At 40.6% G+C, this 26372-nt stretch carries 31 protein-coding genes and 1 pseudogene; 20 read left to right on the top strand and 12 right to left on the bottom strand.

Translation table 11 applies throughout. The features are described from left to right. Window positions 1-60: 60 nt before the first annotated feature. The 3 genes from H6H03_RS24830 to H6H03_RS24820 form a co-directional block, all read right to left on the bottom strand. Window positions 61-711 carry a carboxylesterase family protein gene (locus H6H03_RS24830; protein WP_190957723.1) on the bottom strand — a complete coding sequence of 217 codons (651 nt, stop codon included), beginning with the start codon at window positions 709-711 and terminating at the stop codon, window positions 61-63. Between the two features lie 75 nt (window positions 712-786). Further along, window positions 787-2325, bottom strand: a complete 1539-nt coding sequence (locus H6H03_RS24825; RefSeq protein WP_190957722.1) for an amidohydrolase family protein — start codon at window positions 2323-2325, stop codon at window positions 787-789. Between the two features lie 200 nt (window positions 2326-2525). Next, window positions 2526-3890, bottom strand: coding sequence for an LLM class flavin-dependent oxidoreductase (locus H6H03_RS24820; RefSeq protein ID WP_190957721.1), 1365 nt, complete (start codon window positions 3888-3890; stop codon window positions 2526-2528). A gap of 354 nt (window positions 3891-4244) precedes the next feature. Between H6H03_RS24820 and H6H03_RS24815 the strand changes: the two genes are divergently transcribed. From H6H03_RS24815 to H6H03_RS24795, 6 genes are all read left to right on the top strand, one after another. Next, window positions 4245-4442: a hypothetical protein gene (locus H6H03_RS24815; RefSeq protein ID WP_190957720.1), complete on the top strand. Its 198-nt coding sequence runs from the start codon at window positions 4245-4247 to the stop codon at window positions 4440-4442. Between the two features lie 77 nt (window positions 4443-4519). Further along, entirely contained in the window at window positions 4520-5062 is a 543-nt protein-coding gene (gene fraC, locus H6H03_RS24810) for a filament integrity protein FraC (RefSeq protein ID WP_190957719.1), read from the top strand. Window positions 5063-5121: 59 nt separating this feature from the next. Beyond that, window positions 5122-6129: a septal junction protein FraD gene (gene fraD / locus H6H03_RS24805; RefSeq protein WP_190957718.1), complete on the top strand. Its 1008-nt coding sequence runs from the start codon at window positions 5122-5124 to the stop codon at window positions 6127-6129. An 87-nt stretch (window positions 6130-6216) separates the two neighbouring features. Continuing rightward, window positions 6217-6339: a hypothetical protein gene (locus tag H6H03_RS41455; protein WP_277927401.1), complete on the top strand. Its 123-nt coding sequence runs from the start codon at window positions 6217-6219 to the stop codon at window positions 6337-6339. Then, entirely contained in the window at window positions 6339-7115 is a 777-nt protein-coding gene (locus H6H03_RS24800) for an ABC transporter permease (RefSeq protein ID WP_190957717.1), read from the top strand. The genes H6H03_RS41455 and H6H03_RS24800 overlap by 1 nt, the downstream gene beginning before the upstream one ends. A 253-nt stretch (window positions 7116-7368) precedes the next feature. After that, window positions 7369-8442 (top strand): GGDEF domain-containing response regulator, encoded by a 1074-nt coding sequence (locus H6H03_RS24795; RefSeq protein WP_199339082.1) that lies wholly within the window; start codon window positions 7369-7371, stop codon window positions 8440-8442. Window positions 8443-8522: 80 nt separating this feature from the next. Here the strand turns inward: H6H03_RS24795 and H6H03_RS24790 are convergent, their stop codons facing one another. Continuing rightward, window positions 8523-9182, bottom strand: a complete 660-nt coding sequence (locus H6H03_RS24790; RefSeq protein ID WP_190957716.1) for a pentapeptide repeat-containing protein — start codon at window positions 9180-9182, stop codon at window positions 8523-8525. Window positions 9183-9413: 231 nt separating this feature from the next. Then, window positions 9414-10295, bottom strand: coding sequence for a carbohydrate ABC transporter permease (locus H6H03_RS24785; protein ID WP_190957715.1), 882 nt, complete (start codon window positions 10293-10295; stop codon window positions 9414-9416). 23 nt (window positions 10296-10318) lie between these two features. Between H6H03_RS24785 and purN the strand changes: the two genes are divergently transcribed. Further along, window positions 10319-10969, top strand: a complete 651-nt coding sequence (gene purN / locus H6H03_RS24780; protein ID WP_190957753.1) for a phosphoribosylglycinamide formyltransferase — start codon at window positions 10319-10321, stop codon at window positions 10967-10969. Between the two features lie 93 nt (window positions 10970-11062). Here purN and H6H03_RS24775 read toward each other — a convergent pair whose 3' ends face one another. From H6H03_RS24775 to H6H03_RS24760, 4 genes are all read right to left on the bottom strand, one after another. After that, window positions 11063-11659: a CPBP family intramembrane glutamic endopeptidase gene (locus tag H6H03_RS24775; RefSeq protein ID WP_190957714.1), complete on the bottom strand. Its 597-nt coding sequence runs from the start codon at window positions 11657-11659 to the stop codon at window positions 11063-11065. Window positions 11660-11769: 110 nt separating this feature from the next. Beyond that, window positions 11770-12837, bottom strand: a complete 1068-nt coding sequence (locus tag H6H03_RS24770) for a DUF3326 domain-containing protein (protein WP_190957713.1) — start codon at window positions 12835-12837, stop codon at window positions 11770-11772. 101 nt (window positions 12838-12938) lie between these two features. Then, on the bottom strand, window positions 12939-13118 hold the full coding sequence (locus H6H03_RS24765; RefSeq protein WP_190957712.1) for a hypothetical protein: 180 nt from the start codon (window positions 13116-13118) through the stop codon (window positions 12939-12941). Between the two features lie 167 nt (window positions 13119-13285). Next, a complete protein-coding gene (locus H6H03_RS24760) occupies window positions 13286-13603 on the bottom strand; it encodes a 2Fe-2S iron-sulfur cluster-binding protein (protein ID WP_190957711.1) in 318 nt (105 codons plus the stop codon). A 199-nt stretch (window positions 13604-13802) separates the two neighbouring features. On the opposite strand from H6H03_RS24760, the pseudogene H6H03_RS24755 reads away from it, so the two are divergent. Continuing rightward, a pseudogene (locus tag H6H03_RS24755) lies at window positions 13803-14114 on the top strand (hypothetical protein); the annotation flags it as partial. A 236-nt stretch (window positions 14115-14350) separates the two neighbouring features. Here the strand turns inward: H6H03_RS24755 and H6H03_RS24750 are convergent. Both H6H03_RS24750 and H6H03_RS24745 read right to left on the bottom strand, forming a co-directional pair. After that, the gene (locus H6H03_RS24750; protein ID WP_190957710.1) at window positions 14351-14695 is read right to left on the bottom strand and encodes a DUF5615 family PIN-like protein; all 345 of its coding nucleotides are present in this window, start codon (window positions 14693-14695) and stop codon (window positions 14351-14353) included. Then, complete coding sequence (locus H6H03_RS24745) at window positions 14692-14985, bottom strand: DUF433 domain-containing protein (RefSeq protein WP_190957709.1); 294 nt, start codon at window positions 14983-14985, stop codon at window positions 14692-14694. Before H6H03_RS24745 ends, H6H03_RS24750 begins: the two co-directional genes overlap by 4 nt. A gap of 755 nt (window positions 14986-15740) precedes the next feature. On the opposite strand from H6H03_RS24745, the gene H6H03_RS24740 reads away from it, so the two are divergent. The 12 genes from H6H03_RS24740 (at window position 15741) to H6H03_RS24685 (ending at window position 24062) form a co-directional block, all read left to right on the top strand. Next, window positions 15741-16136 carry a hypothetical protein gene (locus H6H03_RS24740; protein WP_190957708.1) on the top strand — a complete coding sequence of 132 codons (396 nt, stop codon included), beginning with the start codon at window positions 15741-15743 and terminating at the stop codon, window positions 16134-16136. A gap of 159 nt (window positions 16137-16295) precedes the next feature. After that, entirely contained in the window at window positions 16296-17204 is a 909-nt protein-coding gene (locus H6H03_RS24735) for a DUF4351 domain-containing protein (protein WP_190957707.1), read from the top strand. A gap of 247 nt (window positions 17205-17451) precedes the next feature. Further along, window positions 17452-20082, top strand: a complete 2631-nt coding sequence (gene acnB / locus H6H03_RS24730) for a bifunctional aconitate hydratase 2/2-methylisocitrate dehydratase (protein ID WP_190957706.1) — start codon at window positions 17452-17454, stop codon at window positions 20080-20082. Window positions 20083-20155: 73 nt separating this feature from the next. Continuing rightward, window positions 20156-20599, top strand: coding sequence for a DUF29 domain-containing protein (locus H6H03_RS24725; RefSeq protein WP_190957705.1), 444 nt, complete (start codon window positions 20156-20158; stop codon window positions 20597-20599). A 253-nt stretch (window positions 20600-20852) separates the two neighbouring features. Next, window positions 20853-22001 (top strand): hypothetical protein, encoded by a 1149-nt coding sequence (locus tag H6H03_RS24720; RefSeq protein ID WP_190957704.1) that lies wholly within the window; start codon window positions 20853-20855, stop codon window positions 21999-22001. A 103-nt stretch (window positions 22002-22104) separates the two neighbouring features. Then, a complete protein-coding gene (locus H6H03_RS24715) occupies window positions 22105-22293 on the top strand; it encodes a hypothetical protein (protein WP_190957703.1) in 189 nt (62 codons plus the stop codon). A gap of 293 nt (window positions 22294-22586) precedes the next feature. Next, the gene (locus H6H03_RS24710; protein WP_190957702.1) at window positions 22587-22808 is read left to right on the top strand and encodes a type II toxin-antitoxin system HicB family antitoxin; all 222 of its coding nucleotides are present in this window, start codon (window positions 22587-22589) and stop codon (window positions 22806-22808) included. Then, on the top strand, window positions 22798-23010 hold the full coding sequence (locus H6H03_RS24705) for a type II toxin-antitoxin system HicA family toxin (protein ID WP_190957701.1): 213 nt from the start codon (window positions 22798-22800) through the stop codon (window positions 23008-23010). The genes H6H03_RS24710 and H6H03_RS24705 overlap by 11 nt, the downstream gene beginning before the upstream one ends. A gap of 103 nt (window positions 23011-23113) precedes the next feature. Continuing rightward, window positions 23114-23395 carry a DUF4258 domain-containing protein gene (locus H6H03_RS24700; RefSeq protein ID WP_199339081.1) on the top strand — a complete coding sequence of 94 codons (282 nt, stop codon included), beginning with the start codon at window positions 23114-23116 and terminating at the stop codon, window positions 23393-23395. Between the two features lie 17 nt (window positions 23396-23412). Further along, a complete protein-coding gene (locus H6H03_RS24695; protein ID WP_190957700.1) occupies window positions 23413-23640 on the top strand; it encodes a type II toxin-antitoxin system MqsA family antitoxin in 228 nt (75 codons plus the stop codon). Continuing rightward, window positions 23640-23870, top strand: coding sequence for a hypothetical protein (locus H6H03_RS24690; RefSeq protein WP_190957699.1), 231 nt, complete (start codon window positions 23640-23642; stop codon window positions 23868-23870). The genes H6H03_RS24695 and H6H03_RS24690 overlap by 1 nt, the downstream gene beginning before the upstream one ends. Before the next feature lie 45 nt (window positions 23871-23915). Further along, window positions 23916-24062 carry a hypothetical protein gene (locus H6H03_RS24685; RefSeq protein WP_190957698.1) on the top strand — a complete coding sequence of 49 codons (147 nt, stop codon included), beginning with the start codon at window positions 23916-23918 and terminating at the stop codon, window positions 24060-24062. Window positions 24063-24307: 245 nt separating this feature from the next. Here the strand turns inward: H6H03_RS24685 and H6H03_RS24680 are convergent, their stop codons facing one another. After that, complete coding sequence (locus H6H03_RS24680; protein WP_190957697.1) at window positions 24308-26206, bottom strand: DUF3370 family protein; 1899 nt, start codon at window positions 26204-26206, stop codon at window positions 24308-24310. Window positions 26207-26372 lie beyond the last annotated feature (166 nt).

The raw sequence follows: 26372 nt of genomic DNA, 5'->3' as shown, positions 1-26372 counted from the left end.
ACTCCTGTATCTCCTCTGCCCTGTCTGCCCCTCGCCCAGTCCCCAGTCCCCAATTCTCAATCAGACGGCTACAGAAGCGCGACGGGTTTGTGAAATCAACCATTTTTGCAATTTCGAGTCTCCATACACTTCATCAGCAATAAAATGATCGCCTTCGGGTAGTACAGTAAAATCCACTATCCCACCCACACCGCGCAAGGTATCGACAATCTGCTGTGTATCCTCAACAGAAAGCTTTTCGTCCTTTGCACCTTGGAATATTTGGATAGGAATTTCCTTAAGTGCAGCTAGCTGGCTGGTTTCTAAAGTTTTGGGAACACGACCGGATACTGCTACCAGACCAGCGAACCGATCAGGATGAGAAGCAGCGATGTGCCATGCCCCAGCCGTACCTAAGCTGAACCCAGATAAGATGACACGGGACGGATCGATAGGCCGCGAGGCGATAAGATTATCCAACAAAGCAATGACATCTGATTCTCGCTCTATCCAAGTCTGTCCTTCAGGAAGTTGGGGCGCTAAAAAGAAGTAAGGTAAGGGACTTGATTCATTCACAAAACGAGGTAAACCCCATTTCAGCAACACATTTAGATCGTTACCGCGATCGCGCGCTCCATGCAAAAACAATACCAGAGGTGCAGGTTTGTTGGTATCTTCAGAGGCGATCGCAAATAGATAAGGCAATAAACCAGAACGGTGTTCGATAGACATAGTTGTAACTCCTAAGCGTGTGTGTTTGATTAAAGTGCTGAGTAAAGTAAAAAGTACTCAGCACTCAAGAGTGCTTTAAGCCACTACAAGGTTTTTATCTACTTGTTGAGATTCGATGTTACCTACTTTGGATTCTATGGCTGTCCCTTTGAAGAAGTCGGGGTTGGCTTCGGTGTAGAACTTGTAAGGATTAGCGAAAACATAGGCTTTAAAGTCGGCTTCGGTAATCACGCCTTCTCTTACGAGATCCCAGCTTTCAGCCAAGGGAGAGGTGAGATCGGGTACATCCCAATGACCAACATCTGAGGAGTAGATGGCGTTGATTTTCACACCCAACGGATTGGCTTTGTCGTTGAATGCTGCGGCGATGGTGCGGTCGTCGGATTCGGAACCAAAGAAGAAGCTGTTCACCCAGCGATCGCGGATGTCTTCTATTGTTTCAATTCCTGCTGCGCCAAAATCGTTGAGTTCGCTACCAACTGGCTGGCGACTATGACGGCTGAATGAAGAACCCAGTACAGTCTTGGTCAGTTCTTCTTTGCTCAGGGAATGCCCTTGAGTAATTTCGCCGCCGAAACGTTCAAATAACTCGAACAATTCATCAGCATTTGTCAGTTCTGGATTGTAGTTTTCCAGTCCTTTGAGGCTGCGCTTGGAGAAGCGATCGACCAAATGAATGTAGACGTGGGCACCCCAATCTGCACCACCTTCTAACATACCCACGCGCAATCGTGGGAATCGTTTGGTGACGCCACCGAAGAACAATGCTTTGGCAAATGCTTGGGAACCATCGGCAAAGTGACCGATGTGGTTGTTCATGTAGTTACTGATGGATGAGCGTCCAGTCCAACCCTGGCTGCCGTAGTGGGTAGTAATGGGTACACCTAGTTCGACGGCCTTAGCCCAGAATGGATCGTAGTCATATTCGCTATCCAATCCGTAAAAGTCGATATAGGAAGCATACTTGGCGATTTCGGGGAATTGATCGGCTGGATATTTCTCAGCGATCGCCTTAATCGGCCGTTTCACACCACCAGGAATATTTGCTACCTTTAGACCCAGTGTTTTAACTGCAAATTCAAGTTCCTCAATCGCTTCTTGAGGATTACTCATGGGGATACCAGCTACTACCGTTAGGCGATCGCTATATTTCCGGTAGATATCAGCATGATAGTGATTCACCGCCCGTTGTAGTGCTTGACGGTTCTCTGGACTTGCGCCAGCTGGTGCTAGAACATTGTTGGGAAACAGTACCGAATAGTCTGACCCTTGTTCGGCCTGACGTTCATAGAGCAATGCCGGCAGGGTGTAAGTAGCAAGATCCAGCGTGTTACGGGTGACTCTTGCCCACCAAGGCGATCGAATTGTGCGGTTGCGTTGGCGTTCTTCGGGAGTTTGTTGATACCAATCTTTACCATTGCTCTTGGAGTTCAGACGCGAAGCTTCCGCCTTGCGTAACTCATCCACAAGTTTTGCACCACCATAATTAGCGATGTAATCCTCAAAAGCTGGCGTGAAATCATTGGTATGAACGTCAGTATCGATTACCGGATAATCAAGAGTCGCTCTGATTGCAGCGGAGTGTGAAGTCTTTAATCGGCTATATTCAGTCATGATTTTTTCTTCCAAAAATTACAATTGGGCATAGGGCATAGGGCATAGGGCATAGGGCATAGGGCATAGGGCATAGGACATTGGACAGTGAACAGTTAACTGATAACTGTCAGTCCTTTATCTCCCCATCTCCTCTACGGTGGGGATCTACAGAAATTCTGCTTTAACAGGTGTGGCTTAACCATGTATGAGAAATTCCTTTATGCCAGCACTAATCTTTCATCGGCTTGTTTGACGGCAAAACGATTGCTCGGCCGAGCCAATCCGAGGTTTTCACGCAAGGTAGTGCCTTCGTATTCGCTACGAAATAATCCGCGTTTTTGGAGGACAGGGATGACTAGGTTAACGAAATCATCTAATCCTGTAGGTAGGATTGGTGGCATGATATTAAAGCCATCTGCGGCGTCGTTGTTGAACCATTCTTCTAGCTGGTCGGCAATGGTTTCAGGAGTACCAAGGATGGTGCGATGACCTCTGGCGGTGGCAAGGGAGAGATACAACTGGCGTAGTGTCAGGGTGCCACGAGTAGCTAGATCTTTGACTAGTTTGAGACGACTCTTATTGGTGTTGGTGTCGCTGGGTAGTTCGGGAGCTACATCATCTAGAGAATATTTCGATAAATCAACACCTTTGTAATAGTTTTTCAAAATACCCCAGGCAACATCGGGGTGAATTAAAGATTGGAGGAATTCATACTTTTCTTGAGCTTCCTCTTCGGTACGGCCAATAATCGGAAAAGCACCAGGCATTATTTTCAGATCGTCTGGGGAGCGTTCGTATTTCGCTAGCCGACCTTTGACATCAGCATAAAATTCTTGGGCATCAGCTAGGGTTTGATTAGCTGTAAAGATGACTTCGGCAGTACGCGCAGCCAAGTCCCGTCCGGCTTCTGAAGCTCCAGCCTGTACAATTACTGGGTAACCTTGGGGCGGACGACCGACGTTTAAAGGGCCTTTTACAGAGAAATATTTGCCCTTGTGGTTCAATGTATGCAGTTTATCCGGGTCGAAATAGACACCAGACTCTTTGTCACGGATGAAGGCGTCGTCTTCCCAGCTATCCCACAGCCCTTTTACTACTTCCACGAACTCTTCAGCACGTTCGTAACGCAGCCTGTGTTCTGGATGTTGGTCGTGGCCGAAATTAAGAGCGGCATTTTCATTGCCTGTGGTGACTACATTCCAGCCTGCCCGACCTTTACTCAGATAGTCCAAAGAGGCAAACTTACGTGCTAGGGTGTAGGGTTGTTCATAGGTAGTCGAGGCAGTAGCGATAAACCCGATGTTTTGGGTGACTGAGGATAAAGCCGAAAACAGGGTGACTGGCTCGAAATGGGCAAGTTTTCCATTACGTATCTGAGTTTCCGGAGTGCCACCCCAGACTCCTGGACTGTCTGCTAAAAAAACTGCATCGAATAAACCACGTTCGGCAGTCTGAGTAATTTCCTTATAATGCTCGAAATTCAAACCAGCGTCTGCTTGTGAATCGGGATGTCGCCAAGCAGAAACATGATGTCCGGTTGCTTGAATAAATGCACCTAAACGAAACTTACGTGTTTTGTTCATAATCTTTTACTGTTTTTTACTAGTGCCTTAGCGCAAGCTCTACGGTCGGTATCGCTGATTTGTGTATACCTAATGAGTTTTCATGTCTGCGTCAGGGTAGTCTAAAGCAGATATGAAAAGACACTGAATCTAATGATGGAATGCTCTAGCAACAACCAAAATTGCTTGTAGAAGCTTGCTAACTGCTCTACAAGGAATGAAATGACGGAACTGTATGTCTGGTTGATACCACAGCAGAACTAGGGATGCTACTGCTTGGCGGTCGAACCACCATAAATTTCTATAGGAATTTGACTCATCAGATACAGTTTACAGAATACACACAAAAAAAGATGTACTGGAAATCACAATTGCATGATAAACGAATTATTAGTGTTTCAAATATTAAGTATTGCAAAGCGATCGCTCAGTATTGGGGTGTTGACTGAGGAGTTAGGAGTTAACAATTATTCTCCTTGCCCTTTTCTCTCCCCATACTTCTCTACGAGAGGCTGCGCCAACGGCTCCGCTCAGTACAAGTCTCCCCATCCCGCCATCTCCCCATCCCCCTGATCTCCCCTACAATTTCCCCCATCACCATCGCTATCCCGGTTATACTCTCTACAGTTAACCCTTACCATTGACTTTTTATGCCTGAAAATTGGATGCTTCCGAGGATTTTTCCCATTGGTGGAATTCTATTTGACTTTTTATTTGTACTGATTGCCATCCCAATCGAAGCGTATGTTTTACACAAACGCCTAAAATTTGATAAAAAAACTAGCACTTATTATGCCATTTCTATTAATTTATTTTCTAGTGTTATTGGTTGGTCTGTATTTTTTGCTTCAGAACCATTGTTGCCAATACAGATTAAATCAGAATTAATTAATTATCTGTTTTTTAATAATTTTAAATCATCTGGTACACAGACTCTACTAATTGTAACTGCTTTTATAATTTTCTTTGCTACTTTTATAGTTAAATTTTTCCTTTTGAAGGCGTTACTTTTCTCTTTGGTGAAGGAACCATTTGCGAAAAAAGAAGAGGAAATTCAAGTATCCCAGAGACAGAGATGGCGCGGTTTTAGCAGTCTCAAATTGCAAAATACGAACGTAGTTACTACTGTATTAATAGGAAATTCTCTGAGCTATAGCGTCATAACCGCTATTTTACTGCTTCGTTCAAAGTAGGAAAAATAATTGTTTTATTCATTAGGAAGGCCAGTGATTAATTAGGTGTAGAGAGAAATATGAATACGCTACTTAAAGATTTATTTGGAGCTTTCAAATTTGTTGAAGGGCTTTACGCAGGGATTAGAAAAGTATTAGTTCCGCCCAAAGCTTATTCTTGGCAAACATTTATTTATCTGAGTGTTTTCTCTTGGGTAATTTCATATTTTGCTATAGGTTATATAAAAGATATAATTGCATTTTTTGGTTGGCTGTTTTTAATTTCTGGTACAGCTTGGTATACAACACAAGATCCTTTGAGAGTTCCTGGGACTTTTATGCCAGTGGGAGCAGTAATCACTGGATTTTTAGTTAGTGTTTTCGCATTTGGAAGTCAAAAGGATGTAGTTACACCAACAACAATTGTTTTTTGGCCGACAATTTCAGCATTAATTACGGCAATACCAGAATTTATTGAAGGCACGGATACAGATGCTAAAGCTCAAATTCCTAAGCCAGAAGACCGCCAAAGAATCATAATTTTAGTAGCTAGCAGTATGTTGTTAAGCTGCTGGCTTCAGTTTTATTTTGTAGTAGATAATTGGTTAGAAGAATATCCTAGCTTGCAGGCAGATACTTTTAAAACTAGTACCTTTGTTGTCAGAAACGAAGAACCAGCTAAGGCACCACCAAATGGAATTTTAATTTTAGATAAACTTGAACCAATAGTAGAAGAACAAATAGCAGAAACACCTTGGTCGGAAGTGGAAAAATGGTTGTTAGATGCAAAACAGCGAGTAGGAAGCTTGGGTAGAAAAGTAATTCAAAAAAACCTGGGAAAATATGAAGAGAAAGAATTATGGCTTGTTGAACCGCGTGTATCTAATACTAAGTCTGGGTATATATTAGATTTACTAAGTATCTGGATAGGGCCGAGTTCTAATCCACGGGGATATTACTTAAAGAAATCTTGCCGAATTGAACCAGTTGCAGCAACTATTAGAGCGGGGGATAAAATCACAGTTGGAGAAATTGAATGCGATCGCTTGAATAAATTTATTGCTGGTTCGCCGCCTCCCCAGCAGTGAAGAGTGGGGAGCAGAGGAGAGATGGGGAAGTGTGGGGAGAAATGAGGAGATAGGGGAGTGTGGGGAGTGTGGGGGGAAAGAGAATTAATGCTTCCACATCCTCCCACACCTCCCACACCTCCCACACCTCCCACACTTCCTGCTTGCTCCATGCCCAATACCTCGGCTTCGCTCAGTACAAGTGCCCAATGCCCAATGATTAATAACTAATGACAACCAAAATTTTTGTACTTGCTAAGAATGTGTTTCAGGAAGTGATACGCGATCGCATCCTATATATTATTGGTTTTTATGCCTTAATACTTGCCGCCGCTTTTAACGTCCTTCCTGAATTGGCAGCTGCTACAGAAGACAAAATATTTTTAGATTTTGGCATGGCAGCGATGAATGCGATCGGGTTAATTGTAACGATATTTGTTGGTACAGGGCTAGTTAATAAAGAAATTGAAAAACGTACTGTCTTAGTATTAATTGCCAAACCTGTTAGCCGTAGTGAAATTATTGTTGGTAAGTATTTGGGGTTATCCGCAGTGCTAAGTGTGCTAATAGCTACAATGACAGCAATTTATCTGTTATTTCTGCAATTTGGTAATATTGCTCATCCAACAACGAGTATTTTAATTGCGGCAATTTTCTTGTTTTTGCAGTTGTCGTTAATCACCGCAGCGGCTATTGCTTTTGGTGTTTTTACAGCTTCGCTGGTGGCGACTATTTTAACATTTGCTGTGTATTTAATGGGAAATATTACCCCAGATTTGGTACAACTTGGCCGGCTTAGTCGCAATCTTGGGATAGAACGTTTAACTCAAGCTTTGTTTCTTATTTTGCCAGATTTATCTCGATTAGATTTGAAAAATGAGGCTGTTTATGGTTTACAAGCACTACCTGATACAACAATACTGATTACCAATGCTGGCTATGGCCTACTGTACAGTGCGATGTTGTTGGCGATCGCTATTTTTATCTTCTCACAACGCGAGTTTTAGGGCGTGTTTTAAGTTTATACTGGAATTTTTTAGCATTTATCGTTTTAGTGAGGTACAAGGTAGGGGTGAAAAGCTTTGCACTCCTACAAATTTCTGTACGTCATTTGATTGGCAACCGCTATAATTTTTTTAACTTATAAACAGGTTATCCAGTATAGTTACTGTTATGTTTGGCAATTAAAATTACTGATACTGCACATTATGGATTGGCCTGTATTGACTATATTTTCATAAAAAGCAGGAAATTAACAGCATGGGCAACTCATCGGAAATAGACAAAACCAAGTTAGTGGAAATCCTGGTTGTTGAAGATGAGTATATTCTTGCTATCAATTTGCAGGAAATTTTAGAATCATTGGGATATGCAGTAGTCGATATCGCCGATTCAGCTGAAGAAGCAATAGAGAAAGCAGCCAAGCTACGCCCCAACTTGGTTTTGATGGATATTTGCTTGCAAAGTGAGATGGATGGTGTTGAAGCAGCAGAGCAAATATGGAATCATCTGCAAATTCCCGTCATCTACGTCACTGGGTATTCTGACAACAGTACGTTAGAGCGAGCAATGCTGACGTTACCTTTTGGTTATATCCTCAAACCTATTAAAGAACAAGAACTTTACGTTGCTATTCAAACGGCACTCAATCGCTATCAACGCGAGCAATTTTTGATTAATGAACTTCAGAAAATCAAGGATGCAGTGATTCCGGCCGCTCCTAAGTTATACGTTAAGTGCCCGAATCACGTAGACCCGGTTCATCGATTAATACTGTACGAGCAGATGCAAGCTACTAACGAGGAACTAAAAAGACTAGTTAATCTAGATCCTTTGACTCAAATAGCTAATCGTCGCCGGTTTGATGAGTGTTTCTATGTTGAATGGCGTCGTCTAAAACGCGATCGCTTACCTTTATCTTTAATTTTGTTAGATATCGATTTTTTTAAGCGCTATAACGACACTTACGGTCATTTAATGGGTGATGATTGTTTACGACGAGTTGCAAGTGCGCTAAAAAGTGTTGTTCAACGTCCAGCCGATTTAGTTGCTCGTTACGGTGGAGAAGAATTTGTGGTGATTCTTCCTAACACGAGACATCAAGGAGCAATTTATATAGCTCAAAAAATTTTAGAAGCAGTACGCAATTTAGCAATTCCTCATGCTAAATCTAGTATAAGTAATTATGTCACTGTAAGCATAGGCTTTGTCAGCATTGTGCCAAATTCAAAATTATCACCGGAACATTTAATTGAAGCAGCTGACAAAGCACTTTATACGGCTAAACACCAAGGGCGCGATCGCATTTGTGCTGGTGTCGTTACTGGTTCCTAGTTGATAGGCATTGTGAGAAAGAAAAGAATAACTAACGATAGATGGTCAATTACTAATGATTAATGACTAAGTAATTCACATTAATAACTAATAACTATCTGAGGTTCTTTAATTGTACCATCAGGCATGATCGTATCTCGTAATTTTGCATAAATCAGGTTTGTCTGGTAAAGGTTTGCTTTACTTAAGTTTGCTTTAGTTAAGTTTGCCCATGTCAAGTCGGCACTAGTTAAATTAGCTTCAGTTAAATTAGTTTCTAGCAATATTGCTCCGCATAGCTTTGCTTTTGTGAGATTTGCTCTAACTAAATTAGCTTCAATTAAGGATGCTTCAATTAATTTGGCTTCGGTTAGGTCTGCTTCACTTAAATCCGCAGCACATAAAGAAGTACCCCAAAGGTTACTACCTATTAATTTCACTCGCCATAAAAAACTTCCACACAAATTTGCTTGTCTTAAGTCGGCATTATTTAAATTAGCTTCACATAAAGAGGCTTCGTACAAATTTGCTTCGCATAAATTAGCTTCCATCAAATTCGCGCCACTTAAATTGGAACGGGTGAGTGTAGAACCAGATAGATTAGTACCACGCAAATCTGCTCCTATGAAGTTAAATCCACTTAAATCCAGTCCTTTTAGGTCAATTTCACTCAAATCATATCCACTGAAATTGTGACGCCCAAAAGATTTATTTGTGATTTGATTTAAGATCAATTCCTGCTTGTCAGCATAATTTTTCATAGTATTCACCTCTGGGTATAACTTATCTCAAAAGGCGATCGCGAGAGTTACTGTATATTGAGAGTACACCTCAAAGGTCGATAAAAGCGATCGATAATCAAGAAGAAATTCCGAAAAAATCGTCAATAACGTGAAAATACGCTCTAAAAGTTTTTTTTAAAACAAAATATGCTGACATAAGTCAGGAAATATTGATACGTTAGAATTCAGCTTCTTAATTTTGAATTGGTATTACTCCTCTCCCCAAGTTTGTAATTGTAAATACACTAGTACTAAAGTCACTGCTAACAACACCGTTGCGGCGGCGGCAGCATAACCAAAATCAAATTGAGCAAAGGCTTCTTGATAAATGTAATAAACCAGCAAATTAGTCGAATTCAATGGGCCGCCGCCAGTTATTACATAAACTTGTTCAAAACTCCGCAATGTAAAAATGGCGGTGGTGATTGTGACAAATATAACTGTGGGGCGTAATCCAGGTAATGTAATATGCCAAAATTGTTGCCAAGCATTTGCACCATCTAAATCTGCTGCTTCATAACGGCTGGGGGGAATTGCTTGCAGCCCAGCTAAAAATACCACCATATTGAAGCCGATTTGTTTCCAAATACTCATTAAAATCAGTACTGGCATTGCCCAAAATGTATCTCCTAGCCAAGATACGGCCGGAATACCAAAAAAATTTAAAAGTCCGTTTACTGGCCCTGTTGTTTGAAACAGCCAGCGAAATCCTAAGCCAGCAGCTACAAGAGAAATAATTGAAGGTAAAAAATAAGCACTCCGCAAGATTCCCCGCAAAGCCAAGGAGCGATTTAATAGCACTGCTAATCCCAAAGGGATAATTAAACTGGGAATAATGGTGGCAACAGTAAAATAAATGGTGTTAGTAATAACTTGCCAGAAGTCAGAGTTCAATAACAAGCGCCAATAGTTTTTTAACCCTATCCAATAAATACCCTTTGACGTGAAACTGCCAGCGGTGAAACTGAGGTAAAACAAATAGGCTATGGGCCAAATAATAAAAACGCTTAATAAAATTAGTGCTGGTGTGAGAAAAATCCAAGCAGCCGCTGTATCATTATCCAACCAAGACTTACTATATGTTTTTGGCATTATCATTTTCCTTTTTTGCTGTTATGACCCTTAGCCCTGATTGTACCCCTAGCTTGGTTTCTCCTAGCGTTAACAACGTCTCCCAACAAGATACTCCTTTAAAACTCGGAGTTATGGCTTCTGGCAATGGCAGCAATTTTGATGTAGTTGCCCAAGCGATCGAAGATGGACACCTAAATGCCAAAATTCAGGTTTTGATTTATAATAATCCGACGGCTAAAGCAGCACTCAGAGCAGCAAATCGAGGAGTAGAAGCTGTGTTGTTGAATCACCGCGACTACAAAAGCCGAGAAAAGTTTGATGAAAAAATTGTGCAGACATTACGGCGCTATGATGTCGAATGGGTAATTATGGCAGGCTGGATGCGACTGTTGACATCAGTATTTATTGATGCTTTTCCTAACAAGATTATTAATATACATCCGAGTTTGTTGCCTAGTTTTAAAGGAATTAATGCTGTAGAGCAAGCTTTAGCATCTGGAGTAAAAATCACTGGCTGTACTGTACATATCGCTTGTTTAGAAATGGATAGCGGCCCCATATTGATGCAAGCCGCAGTACCAGTGCTGCCGGATGATACGCCAGAAACACTGCACGCCAGAATTCAAATTCAAGAACATCGCATTTTACCAATGGCGATCGCCTTAGCAAATGAAGTACACTCAATCAAATAAAGAATTACGCAAACCTCTGCGTAACTTTGCGCTTGACTCTGCGCCACTTTGCGTTTAAAAACAAAAATTCCTGTACCTCAATTTAGCAACCTCTTATTTTTGACTTTTTGACAATTGCCAAATTTTCCACATATAACTAGAAATCCAATTCGTCATAATATGAGCAGTGATGGGCACTAATAAGTTGCCACTGAGCAAGGCGCTATATCCTAATATCATCCCGACAATCGTTGCCCAAACTACATAAGGCCATTGTTGAGAACCACTCAGATGCAAGACGCCAAAGCAAAGACTAGATACAATAACAGCTAAATCGTCTAAACCTAAAGCTGGCAGCATCACGCCCCGAAATAATAATTCTTCACTCAAACCTGGTAGCAACCCTAACCAAATTAAGTCTGGTAAGGCTAAAGGCTTTAATATCACTTCTAGATAAAAATCTGCACTTTTACGGTAGGAAGTCCAAAGGCGATAAGTTAAGCCACTTAATGCGGTAATAGCAAATCCCAATCCTACACCCAACAGCAAATCCTTTTCGTTTAAATTCCAGGAAAATAGCGAAAAGTTGCCAAAGTACAACGATAGTTTGGCGACTATAAACAAAATAATTGCAGTCACTCCCATCGCTACAAGTACTTGGATGCGCGTCAGATATGGAATTTCTGGTTCTTGCTTTTGTTCTTCAATCACGGGTTTTTAGAAAATGGGGCATTGGGCATGGGGCATTGGGCATGGGGCATGGGGCATGGGGCATGGGGCATGGGGCATGGGGCATTGGGCTATTGGTTATTCACAAATGACTAATGACTAATGACTACTGGTTGCAAAGAGGATAATTTGGGACGGAGAACATAGGGATCGATGCCTGCTTTATGGGCTACTAAAACGCCTACTGCCTCTAAATATGAGTTTACCTGTATGGATTTGATTCCTAACGGTTGGGGAGGAACTTTTATGACAGTTTTATTTTCTTCTACTGTAATTATTTGGCATGGTGTTTGGCTTAAACTCAGTAAAGCGCTACTACCACAGGCATTTGCAGGTACAATGGCAGCATCTACTCTATCAGCCCAAATATCCTCTTGCTCTAATGCTATCGCTTTTCTCTCAACGATAAATTGTGGGGCACGACTTAAACCTACAAGAACACACGGTAAAAATGTGTAACCCAATTCCTCAGCAGCAGAACGTGGTGATAAGTCTGGTTCTAGTGGGGTGCTGGCAAGGGCAGGTGAATGGGCGCAAGGAATTTGAAAGGTTCGCACAACTAAGTGGCTAATTACGGCTTCTGCACCCGCTAGAGAATCAACTCCTTCACCCTGGCGGTATTTCTGTAATGCTTCCTCATCCATATCATCGGGGAAACGGGCTACAACTGCGATCGCTTCTGCCCCAGCTTTTTTTATCAGTATCTCCGCTGCCCTTAACAAGCTATCGGGGTTACCAATTGTCCCCCAACTTGCACCCGATGTCGTAGTCCGTAATTCTACATTTAATGGTGCATCTGTAATGACATAATCTGTTAAAGTCAATCCCAGGGTAGCTCTAGCTGCGTCTGCTGCTTGTAGGTGTCTTAGCCGTAACTCTGGCTCAATACCTTGGTCTAAAAGCAAACCTATTTTGTTATTCCGCACTGGACGCAAACCCCAGGAACCAGCGGCGAATTTGTCAAGTCCGAAACCTTCAACGTAGAAAGCATTGGGGAGATTCCAGTACAAATTCGCGCCATTGAGGACATTAGGGTGAGTAATCAGGCGATCGCAAACCTGTGCTATAAGTTTGGCAACAGGCAAAGCATCACCAGCGTAACCGCCAATGGCAGCCCCAACGCCGGTTGGTATTATTAAAATAGCAGTGTATGAATGCATAATTATGGGCATTGGGCATTGGGCATTGGGCATTGAAAGTTAGGAGTTAAGAATTTTCTTTTCTGCTCCCATGCCCCATGCCCCATCCCCTATGCCCGACTCTAACTCTCAACTGTGGTGACAACGGCTTCAACTGTAGCCTTTTGCTGGGTAACGTCTACAGAGGTAACCGCCCAACGCAGGGGTTCGCCTTGTTTTTTTAACTCTGTTTCAATTTCTTTGAGTAATTCTGCGGGAGTTTCTTGCAGGTCGATTTCTGCGGTAATAAAATGAGTTGTCATGGCGCTAAATCCTGTTGATTTTTAGTTTATAGAATAGCTTATCAGGTGCTATGAAATAGTTATATGATTTTCCAGTTTTTGTAATCATGGTAGTGAACAGTCATTCAGCTATTAATAAATCAACATCTATACTGATAACTGTTCACTGATACATATTTACTCAATTATTAGTCTTTGCCAAATTGCAACTGATAAAGTGTGTCTTCTTTTTCAGTCTCAATTTTCAAATTAGAAAGGGGTTTGGCAACGCAAAGCAATACGTAACCTTGTTCTTGTAAATGCGGACTAACGCCCATACCATCAGTTTGATTTACCTTTCCCTCGCTGATTTGACCGGCACAAGTTGTACAAACACCTGCATGGCAAGAAGCCGGCAATTCTAAACCAGCTGCCTCGGCAACTGATAAGATGGTTTCATTGTCGGGGACTTGCAAAGTATGAATTTGACCTTGGTGATGAATTTCTACGGTGTAAGTTTTCGGCATATTCAAAAAAAGTTTTAAGCAAGGGGCAAATTTATTAATATATCGGAATTAGTTAAAAATATCCAGCTATCACCATAAAAATTTAAGTTAAACAGTGATAATTATAACAACAAATTGTGGATATTTTATAGACTTGTAGTATCTTTTACTATAAAATACACAAATAATTTAGTTAAATTTGCCTACTATAAATATTAATATGCGCGATCGCGTTTCTTTAGAGACTGTATCTGTAAGTCTGCCTTTTGGCATTGGTTCAATGGCTTGGAAAGTTGACCCCACAGAACGGAAAGCCGCTTGGTCGCTGTATGTGGAATTGGTGACGCGCATTGCTGTGCAACCATTAGAAGTTGACGAGGGTTTGGTACGAGAAGCGATGAACTCTCTTTATAGTTTGTTTGGCACTACCCGCGAAATTCTCAAAGCAGCCGGGCTGGATGTGGGTGCTTCTCGTGGTTCAGTAGGGGGAATTGCGATCGCTGTGTTGAATAATGAGTTAAGACCGTCTCTTCTCTCGCATACCAGACTGACTTGTAAAGTGTAACATCTAAAGCTTTCCGATTATAAAGATTTATTACAAGCCACTAAAAACTGCCGATATCTAGCAGCAGATTTTTTCAACATCCTCCCCAATTGCAAAAACGCCAAATGCCATTGAATAATACCATCATTACTCAAACGGTCATGAGTGCTATAGTTACTAAAGTCGCAGAAAAAACCCTGCTGTATTCCTGGTGCTTTATTGCGCTAAATATACAATAATTGATTAGCAATTTCGTCTGCTGTCAAAGTATCAAGAAGGATGGCAACCCTTTCGGCAATTTCATAAGAACTTCTGCGTTTAGCAATCAAAATCCCTGCATGAGGTTGACTAGTAATTAGATAGTTTGTGTGTAATTCCTCAAAATCAAGTCGATTATGAGTTAAAATGCAATGCCCAATAGATGCAGCAAAAGCTAGTTGTGTTTGATCTGGTTTTCCTAACATTTGCTGTTCTCGTGCTGTCGTTGCATCAAAACCTCTTGCTAAGAGTAAAGTAGCCACAAGAACATCCACATCTTCATCAATATAAACTTGAGCAAAAATCGTCATTTTTGATTTAATCTAGCTTTAATAGCAGGATGTACTAATTCATCAGGGACATGATTAAGCTCGATATATTCATTGATTTCTGCTTGATTATCTAAGTAAAAACTCAAAGCATCAAAGACTTGCGCTAAAGTTAAATGAGGTAAGTGTAGCGGAATTTCTTCTGGTCTAATACCTAAACGCCAATTTTCAACAATTGCTCTTACAGGCGTTCTAGTTCCCTTAATAATCGGTTCACCTGATAAAATATCAGCCTGTCGGGTAACATAGCGAGAGTTTGTAGTAGTTGTCATACTATTGAGCTTTTTGGCAGTATTTCTGTTAATGTATCACAGACTAATACCCTACGTGGAAGCCGAAAGGCTTATAGAATAAGCTTTTCATTTTTATTAAAATTTTTTCTAACTCTGCGATCGCTGTAACTCAACAATATACACTATGTAGCGATGGTTGCACTCACTAACAAACTTTGGTCATCAATGTTATAAGGTTGACTCTTAAAGTTACAACATTAAGCCTTAGAGCTAGAACATTAAGCCTTAAGGTGATAACATAAAGGCTTCAGGTTATAACATTAAGCCTTAAGGTTACAACATTAAGCCTTAGAGCTAGAACATTAAGCCTTAAGGTTACAACATTAAGCCTTAAGGTTACAACATTAAGCCTTAAAGTTAAAGCGATCGCCCTCCCGAAAAGTGACAGAAGAGGGATACAGCAGTTTGCAACTAAATGAGGTACAGAATCAAGGATTCACAAATCAAATTATTCTTCTGGCTCTTGCCTGGTTGTTGAATCTTGACTTCGCTCGATTACCGCGTAGTCGAAACACTGCCTTCTGGCTCCTGCCTCAAAACCACTGACTTTGTACTTCATGCAAAAGAAAACTGCTGTAATATTATTGTGCTGAAAATCAACCTTTGATGATTAAATTCCGAGAAATCACGGGCATAAATAAAAACTTTTACTAAAAAAATGCGCTTTTTGCTGAACCAGAATACAGGTTAATTGAGACAAAATAGCTTTGTAAAGCTTTTAAAAGCGTAAATGTATGCCTGTAAAAAAACGTAGTTCCCAAATTCTAAAAAAAGCTCAGTTTAGAGTTGCTGGACTGAAAGCTATCGATCCAAATCTCAATTTTGATGATACTTACAACTTACAAAACCTGACTCAATTAATAGAGAATTTTCGCAATATGCTTAATGATTATAACGCTGCTATAGCTATGATTGACTCTTCTAAAAAAAAGCTAGATGAGATGGAAAAAAACTTAAGTCAGGTTTCAGACAAAATGCTGACGTGGGTTGGTTGCAAGTACGGCAAAAACAGCAATGAATATGAACTTGCAGGTGGGGTTAGAGACAGCGAACGCGTTCGTAAAAGCAGATTAACACGGTTAAAATCTAACACAAATAAAACATCAGATGAAAATGTAATAACTATCTAGTAAAATTGCGCGATAATTTTAGTAAGGTTTGGCAAACTCATCGTGTCTAGATCCCTGACTTTTTTGAAAAATCCGGGATCTATCTTCTCACAAACGAATCAGGAATCCTATATAATAAAACTTTACATTAATTCAAAACTTCCGCAATCTTAAAATTGAATGACCCGTTTTATACACGATCAATTCGCCAAAGACTATCTAGAAGAATTATTAAAAAATTACGGACAAGTCAAAGCATCAGAAAAAGTTTCAGGAGAGATTAAAGAAATAGATGTTTTATTCACTCCTGCCAAACAGCAAAGCTCTAATATAGAAATACTAGGTTTGCTAGGAAGATTTGCGGAACATCCTGCACTCATAGAACCCTTCCGTAATCCAGCTTCTACTGATGAAATATGCGACTGTATTCTAAAATTATTAGAAGTAAAGGCTCTGTTACGACGAGAAGCCAAAACCAATAAAACCAAACTTCAGGACTCGGAAATTCCTAAATTGTGGATTCTGACACCTACCGTATCTGAAACTAGGTTGTCTAGCTTTGGAACTATGCAACAAGCAGGTTGGTTACCAGGAGTACATTTTCTGCCAGATGCCTTGCGGACAGCAATTGTGGCGATACATCAACTAGCGCTAACACCGGAGACTTTATGGTTGAGACTTTTGGGTAGAGGAAGCGTCCAGTCACAAGCAATTATTGAGTTGCAGGGCTTACCATTAGATCATCCATATCAAAAAGCAACCCTGGAATTAGTTTACAACTTGCGTGAAAATTTAAGAGTAAATCAACAATTAGAAGCAGATGATAGGGAGTTAATTATGCGACTAGAACCACTTTATCAAAGAGACAAAGAACAAGCCAAAGAAGAAGGCAGACAAGAAGGAAGACAAGAAGGAGAAAGAGGCTTAATACTGCGTCTACTCAATCGCCGTATTGGTGAAATTGATGCGTTATTAATCGAGCGAATTGCAGGATTATCGATTGAACAATTAGAAAACTTAGGAGAGGCGTTATTAGATTTTTCTGGTATTGCTGATTTAGAAGCTTGGTTAAACCAACAATCAGAATAAATTATCAGTAAATTAATTAATTTATAACAAAGTTGCTGTCTACAGCAACACTAAACAAGTTTGTAGTCTATAAAAAGTTAAAAATATTTGAGAGACTAAAACTAAACTTTCAGTATAAAACTAAATTCCTAATAAGCGATCGCCAGTAAAGCTTTGAGTAATAAAAGTAAGATAAGCTTTTATGGCTAAGTCTTGCCTAAAAATATTTCATAATTAAGGAGAGAACATCCCAACGGAGAATACAAAAATGCTAGAACAATACTGTCAACATGTTGTAGAAAGGGCAGCATTAGGAATCCCCCCCTTACCGTTGGATGCGAAGCAAACCTCAGAATTATGTGAATTACTGAAGAATCCGCCCAAGGGTGAAGAAGATACATTATTACATTTATTGAGCGATCGCGTCCCCCCTGGTGTTGATGCCGCTGCCTATGTAAAAGCTGGATTTCTCACAGCTATTGCCAAGAAGGAAATCACCAGCCCGTTAATTTCCCGCATAGAAGCGGTACAATTGCTGGGCACAATGGTGGGTGGCTATAACGTACAAGCTTTAATTGATTTGCTGCAATTCCCCACCGTGTCTGTTTCTGATTCTTCCGAAACACCTCTGGTAATGGGTGGACAAGGAAAGGAACCCATCGCCGCCTACGCCGCCAATGCCTTAAGCAAAATTTTGTTGGTGTACGATGCTTTCCATGATGTTTTGGAGTTATCAAAAACCAATCCTTTTGCCAAACTAGTAGTTGACTCTTGGGCTGAAGCTGAATGGTTTACCGCCCGCCCCACTGTACCAGAAGCAATTACTGTTACAGTTTTTAAAGTCCCTGGGGAAACCAACACTGATGACTTATCCCCTGCCCAAAGCGCCACAACTCGCCCAGATATTCCCCTACACGCCTTAGTAATGTTAGAGTCACGGCAACCGGGAAGTTTACAAACCATTGCCGAACTGAAAAAGAAAGGACATCCTGTAGCTTACGTGGGGGATGTGGTTGGTACGGGTTCCTCGCGGAAGTCTGCTATAAATTCGGTGTTGTGGCACATGGGAAATGATATACCTTATGTACCAAACAAACGCGCAGGGGGATATATTTTAGGTGGTGTGATCGCGCCTATCTTCTTTAACACAGCTGAAGATGCCGGTGCTTTGCCTATCCAGTGCGATGTCACCAAACTAGAAACCGGCATGGTAATTACCATCCATCCCTACAAAGGTGAAATTACAAACGAAGCCGGCGAAGTAATTTCCACCTTCACCCTCAAACCAGATACCATCCTCGATGAAGTCCGCGCAGGTGGACGCATTCCCCTACTCATCGGGCGTACTCTCACCGATAAAACCCGCCAAGCACTCGGTTTAGAACCCAGCACCGTTTTTATCCGTCCCCAACAACCCAACGACACAGGCAAAGGCTACACCTTAGCACAAAAAATCGTCGGTAAAGCTTGCGGCTTACCTGGCGTTCGTCCCGGTACATCTTGCGAACCCATCATGACTACCGTTGGTTCCCAGGATACCACAGGCCCCATGACCCGCGACGAATTGAAAGAACTCGCTTGTCTCGGTTTCAGTGCAGACTTAGTAATGCAGAGTTTCTGTCACACAGTAGCTTATCCTAAACCAGTAGACATTAAAACTCACCACGACCTCCCCGACTTCTTTGCCCAACGTGGCGGTGTCGCCTTGCGTCCCGGCGATGGTATCATTCACTCTTGGTTAAACCGGATGCTGCTACCCGACACCGTGGGAACTGGCGGCGACTCCCACACCCGCTTCCCCTTAGGAATTTCCTTCCCTGCGGGTTCTGGTTTAGTAGCCTTTGCTGCGGCATTGGGTGTCATGCCTTTAGATATGCCAGAGTCAGTTTTGGTAAGATTCAAAGGTGAATTGCAACCCGGCGTTACCCTGCGCGATATCGTGAATGCCATTCCCTACGTAGCAATTCAAAAAGGTTTGCTGACAGTAGAGAAGCAAAACAAGAAAAATGTCTTCTCCGGGCGAATTTTAGAAATTGAAGGTTTGCCAGATTTAAAAGTTGAACAAGCCTTTGAACTCGCCGACGCCACCGCCGAACGTTCTTGTGCAGGTTCTACCATTAAGCTGAGTGTAGAGACAATTTCTGAGTATCTGCGTTCCAACGTCGCACTTTTGAAAAACATGATAGCACGGGGCTATCACGATGCCCGTACCATCCTCCGCCGCATTGCCAAAATGGAAGAATGGTTAGCAAATCCCGTGTTATTAGAAGGTGATGCTGATGCCGAGTATGCAGAAATAATTGAAATTGATTTGAACGAAATCAAAGAACCAATTGTTGCTGCTCCTAATGACCCCGATAATGTTAAATTGTTATCGGAAGTTGCTAATGACCCAGTGCAAGAAGTATTCCTGGGTTCGTGTATGACAAATATCGGTCATTATCGAGCAATGGCAAAAGTTTTAGAAGGTGCTGGTGAAGTGAAAACTCGCCTGTGGATAGCACCACCAACCCGCATGGACGAACACCAATTAAAAGAAGAAGGAGTGTACGCCATTTTTGGGGCTGCGGGTGCGAGAACAGAAATCCCAGGATGCAGTTTGTGTATGGGAAATCAGGCGCGAGTTGCTGATGGTACAACAGTGTTTTCTACCTCTACGCGCAACTTCAATAATCGCATGGGCAAAGATGCGCGAGTGTATCTTGGTTCGGCAGAATTAGCCGCAGTTTGCGCGCTGTTAGGACGTATTCCCACAGTGCAAGAATATTTAGATATTGTGGCGAAGAAGATTAATCCTTTTGCTGATAATTTGTATCGCTATTTAAACTTTGATCAAATCGTTGGTTTTGAGGATGAAGGGCGCGTGATTTCAAAAGAAGAACAAGCTTTGTTGGTTTAATCTCAAATAAGGTGGGCTTTTTTAGCTCACCTTTACTTTAAATAGATATTGTTGGAAAACTAACAAAAATTATATGAATGCTTCTGCCAATACACAAAATCTCTACGATAAAGACTTTTATTTATGGACACAAACAGTTGTCCAGCAGTTAAAGGAAGAAAAATTTAATGAAGTAGATATACCTAATTTAATTGAAGAAATTGAAAGCATGGGGAGAAGTGAAAAACGAGAACTAAAAAGTCGATTAATTGTCCTATTAATGCACTTAATTAAATGGCAATATCAACCGGAAAAACGAAGTGAAAGTTGGCGCAGTACCATTACAGAACAACGCATTTGTATTGAAGGTTTATTAGAAGATAGTCCTAGTTTGCAACCTTTAATTGCAGAAGTATTTCAAGATTGTTATCAAAAAGCTCGTCTGAAAGCATCTAATGAAACAGGGATTACATTAAATTTTTTTCCTCAAGAATCTCCTTTTACTTTAGAAGAAACTCTTAACTACGATTTAAATTAATATGGGCAACGCCCACCTAACACCATAATTTCGAGAGGTAAACAATTTGGGGAATAAAGGGTAAGTGATTCCGTTGGAAGTAATGCCCACAATTGATGATATTTTGGGCATAGTTACGGCGGTTAGGTAGTAATAACCACAATAATATAGCTACAGGCTATAGCCTGTAGTTATACTAGAAAAAGCTTGCTTGCGCGATTTTGCTAGTCTAAAATACTGCTAATACTAGCCTTAGCATAAAATTGATTATTTTATGAACCAAACGATCTATATTCCTAATAGATTTGAATCTGTTCTTTCCAACCCTAACTTAAAAGCTACACCACTTATTCTACCAGTAGAAGAAGACTTAAAAGCATTTGACTTCTTACGGCGTAAAGCAGACGTACAAGGAGGAGGTATTCTGAGCTTTTTATTAGGTGTATCTGGAATAGGAAAAACAACATCTGTTTACTCTACAGCAGCCTGTATGCCTGAACAATTTACGAGGGTTTACACAGTACCCCCTGATCTTGAGCTGCGAGAGGTTTTAAGTTGGTTAAGGAAGGGAAATTTACCCTCACCCTGTAAAAAAACTCACTTAATGCTCTTTGATGGTCGAGAAGTTACAGACGATGGAGTAGGTTTGAGAGAGTTTCTCTCAGGTCTTAACCAACTTCTTCGTGGCAGAAAAGATATACTTTTCTGCTGGCCAACAACTGATCCTGAGTGGCATAGCCAAATTAGAGACACAGCACAGAGAATTGGCGGCACAAATTTTGTTCCTTCACAAAGTGATATACAAATACAAGGTCTTCCTCGCGTTGATTGGATAAAAGCACTTGAACGAGTTCTTATTCAGCTTGATTTGTCCTTTGAAGATTTAGCTGTCGATACAAAAATGTTAGAATTCACTGCTACGAAAAGTAATACAATTGGTGAATTTTTTGGGTATATAGGCGATACCATTGCTGAAAGAGTTACTGATGTTCAGATATATAAGAAATTACCATCATTAGTTTTCGTGGTTACTTCTGGTAGTACAGTAGCGAGTGAAGCTAACAGAATTCGACGAGCAGGTACTTATATTCTTAAGGCAGAGGAACTACTAGCTTACTCAGGACGATCTAATGCTGGAGAATGGTGGAAAGAACGTTCTAAGAAATCTGAACATCACCTAGCCTATATCATTTCACTGTTCAATGCTCGACTTACGACTATGAGTCCCAGTGCAGTTTCGTATGCCTGTGTTCACTATGGGGAGGAGGATCTTCGCCATGCTGCTTTAAATAATGGAGTTAAACAACATACAATCAATGCGAAAAAGACACTACAATCAACAGATCTTTATCGACATCTCACTGAGCAAACTGTCTCGGAACTAATCATCTACCCGAAAGGGAAAAACAAAGGCAGCTACTGATAATGCATATGCTACCATTCAATCACTTTCTGCTAAGCGACACAAGGCAATAAATACAGCAATATGTGAACTTTTAAAACAACATATTGAAGATTTTGAGGTAATGGGTTATGAAGTAGATGCAGGTGAACAGCAACTCTTCACTGATGCAATTACCCAAGTAAAAAATAGAGAAATATACTTAGAGTTTCATCACCTAAGTTCAGATAATTGTCTGGCTGCTAAAATGGCTGCATATATAATGGGCAAATTGCAAACTTATGCAATAAGATACAACCTCGTTCCTATGTAGAATCAATACAAACAAAAAGGCGTTGCAAATTACAGAGTATGAATTCAGTCTCATGGAAAGCTCCAAAGACCCAATGATAAAAGTTTTAAAGACTCGATTTTGCAATTTTATACATCAATTCAGCAACGCCAACAAAAATATTAATCTTCTGCTAACGATTTGCTTATTGCAAAGACAAGTACAGGTTTTTCCTTTAAGTATATACTAATGTAGAACTTCAGGCAGTTACACTTGACGAAATAGGGATACGATCGCTTTAAACTAAAGATGTAACTCAAACTTCTGCCTATCTAATGAAGTCCCTACAACACTACACCACTGTTATTCGCCCTGATGACAACAGTACTTTTGTTGCTTATGTACCAGCGATTCCAGGTTGTCATGCTTGGGGACAAACGCCAGATGAAGCCCGTACTGAACTTGTCTATGTTTTTGAAATGATTCAACAAGAGTACGAAGAACAAGGCCGTTCTCTACCTGAAGATGTTGAACTGGTGATTGCAAATGCCAGCTAAAGCGATTGAATTAGAACGGGTTGCACGGAAACTTGGTTTTGAAAAAATACGACAGAAAGGCAGTCATGCTCGTTGGCAACATCCAGATGGACGAGCCACTACAATTCCTATTCATGGCAATGCTGAAATTGGTAATTGGTTATTTTATGAAATTATTAAGCAGTTGGGGATTACGGAGGAAGAGTTTAACCAATTGCGATAAGTGAAGCGATGTCTAAGACCAGTTACACCTACGCATACTTAATTTACCAAGTGTGATCGCTGGCTGTAAACTATTAAAGTTGAATTCGTCTGAGATTACTACCTTGTTCGATGAAATTTTACAACGAATGCGAGATAAAGTTTCTTCTGGTCAATATTTAATGACGCTACACGCTGAAGAAGAAATGAATGATGACAATCTAACAATCTATGACATTGAACAAGGTATACTCACAGGTGAAATACTCGAACGTCAAAAAGATCGAGTGACAGCAGAATCTAAATATCGCATTAGAGGTTTAACTCTTGATGCTGGGGAAGTTGAGATAATTGCCAAGCTAAGTCCGACTGGAAAGCTTGTTATCATTACTGTATATGTACCCTAACACTAAGAAAGCGCCAAATGTTGTGTGATATTTGTGGAAATGAAGGTATCAAAATCCGTCGAATTACTAGAACTTATGGTAAGGGCAAAGATCTGCTAGTAATAGAAAATATTCCTGTGGTAACTTGTTCTCATTGCGGCGAAAGCTATTTAACTGCTGAAACTCTTCACAAAATTGAACAAATTAAAACTAACCGTAAAACATTAGCTGTTGAACGCCCTGTAGAAGTAGCTAGTTTTGGATAATGAATAATAGTAATAATCGGGAAGAAACTTGTATGGTAGAAATTTTAAAAGAAATCCAAGAAATGCCCAAAGAATACTGGCCAAACTTGCTAGCAATTATACGGGTTTTTCGAGAAAGTGTAACTATTAAACAAGAATTATTAACCTATTCTCAAAAAGAGTTAGATAAACAAGAACAAGAAATTTTAAATCAACAACATCAAGCACTCAAACAATTAACAAAAGAATGATTAGAAGGAGGAGATGAACAAGAGCAAACAGAAACTTGGGAATATTTGACTCAAGCAATTGATGACAATAAATTTTTAGCAGCACAAGCCAAAATTGAAGAATTAAAAGGGCATCAAGTTATTATTGTTACTACTAATGTTAAACATCTGTCATTATTTGTAGATGCTCGTGAATGGCAAAGTTTTGATTAAATGGTTTAATAAAGTATAAGTCAAACTGCGATCGCTCTTTGCATCGGCTATATGATTGGCGATCGCCTTGGCTTATACTTGGGAAAAATATCTAAAAAAGTCCTGCTGACTAATACAATCAAGCTTTGTTGGTCTAGTCTAAAATAAGGTGAGCTAAAAAAGCTCACCTTTAATCTCAATATATAAAAATCATGTTTGATTTTTGAACAAAATTAGTACTGTGCTGGCTCCTGTGCGTGAAAAAATCACCTCTGGGTTTTGATTGTCAAAACCTGCGGCGGCGTAGAATCTGGAGGATATAAAAAGTCTATCTGTACTTGTCGCTGTTCACCCGCCAACATCTTCAGCGTCACCAACGCTTCGCCCATTTGTCCCCGACGCTGTACCAAATGTACATAACGCGTCTTTTCAACACCATTATCATCAATGTAACTTACCCGCACCGTTCCCCGAAAGAATATTTGTTCTATATTTGGCTTTAAAAACAGTAGTCTATCTATTCCTCCTTCATCCTTTAAAGGAGTCTGTATTGATACATTTATCACCTGAGTTTGATTAGTAATATTTCTGAGAGGTAAAGTTAAATTGTATTCAACACCATAGTTACTGTGAGCAAAGTAAGCCGTATCAGGATAACGTCTTAACATGGCTGCACTTTGAATTTGTCCGGTGCTAAGAGTAACTAAATGTACAGTTCCCAAAGGATAAGAAAATGTTTTTCCTGGTTGGGGTATCGTTAACTCAGATACATTAGGATTATCCGTAATTTGTGCTTGCCATTGCGTTCCTTGGGATACGCCAGCAACACGACTAAATACTGTTGGTTCTCTGGGAGGATCGAGAGGTGTGGGAATCGGGTCACGCTTTCCTGCTAAAGTGCCTGTATCCAGAAGCTTTTGCCACTCACCTAAAGTGGGCGGAATATTACTATTTTTGGCTAAATTTGCTACATAAACTGGGCCACTACTTGCCAAGCGCATCATCGTAGTGCGACCGTTAGAAGAAGGAGCTTGTACGGAAATGGGTAAATTTGCTAAAATTTGAGTCTGTTTTGGTTCTATTACCAGCTTTTGGGGAAAAATCCCTTGGCGAACTCCCCGCAGTACATCATTCATTGTGCGATCGCCTGGGCCAGAGTAAACTGAACCTTGGGGATTTTCGAGTATATCTGGTAAAGTAATAAACTGTGCTTCTTTGGTGGAATAACTAGCTGCTTGTAATATTTGCAGTGTTACAGGTTCATTTCCCGGATTATGTACGATTATTCCTTGGTAAACAGTACGGCTTTGGGCTGGTGTTTCTGCTCTGACGATATGATGAGCAAATATATCAAATCTGCCTTGAAAGGAATAATTTAAATGTGCTGACTGTACTTGTTTGCCATCTGGGGGAAAGGTTGAGAGTAAAATTCCTTCAGTTGTTACTAGTTCAGGACTATTGCTGTTAAAAGTAGGAATAAGATCGAGTTTTCCTGGTAAAGGACGTACTTCTTGGCTGTCTACTTCGACTCCAGCAATATATTGTGGGGGAACTGTGTAGATATTTAACGCCCGACACATCAAAGCTGCAACTTCGCCTCTGGTAGCGCTTTGTAGTGGCTTTAGCTGTTTGACATTGGGATAATTGACAACAATACTATTGATCGTGGCAGATGCGATCGCATTTTGGGCATAGTTAGGAATTTCTGCCGCATCATTAAAATACTGTTGTAATGTCTGCATTGGGTTGGATAAAGGGCTGTAATTTTTACCACCAGCTATGACACCAATGATTTGGGCGCGAGGAATTGGTTGGTTAGGCTGGAAAATCCCGCCAGGATAACCAGAAAAAAATCCTTTTTGGTAAGCAGTAGAAATTGCTTTATTTGCCCAATAATTAGCAGATACATCTTTAAATGACGTAGCAGTGCGTTTGACTGGGGAATCAGGAAAAGCATTTAGCATTAACACCGCTGCTTCGGCACGTGTCACTGTTGCATCTGGGCGAAAACTACCATCAGGGTAGCCTGTGATAAGTTTACGGTCTCCTAGCTGCTGAACACAATGCTTTGCCCAATAGCTTTGGGTATCAGAAAAGGCTACAACATCGGGGCTTGACAGAGTTAAAAGAGAGAAGAGGGTTACTGTAGTTGTTACCAGGATCATTAATAAACTTTAGTATAAACTAAAGCTATTAAAGCATTTTGCAGGGTTTAAGTCTGTTGATACTAGCGATCGCACTTTTGAGCAAATGCCCTCACATTGGCTAGTAGATTGATACCAGTCGCATCAGTACTAAATTTTCTACCAAGATTTCCTTCCCCAGCTTTAT

The organism is Nostoc paludosum FACHB-159 (genome assembly GCF_014698835.1).
GTDB lineage: Bacteria > Cyanobacteriota > Cyanobacteriia > Cyanobacteriales > Nostocaceae > Nostoc > Nostoc paludosum.
The sequence above is the reverse complement of the archived record's forward strand: the minus strand, read 5'-3'. Positions and strand labels throughout refer to the sequence as shown.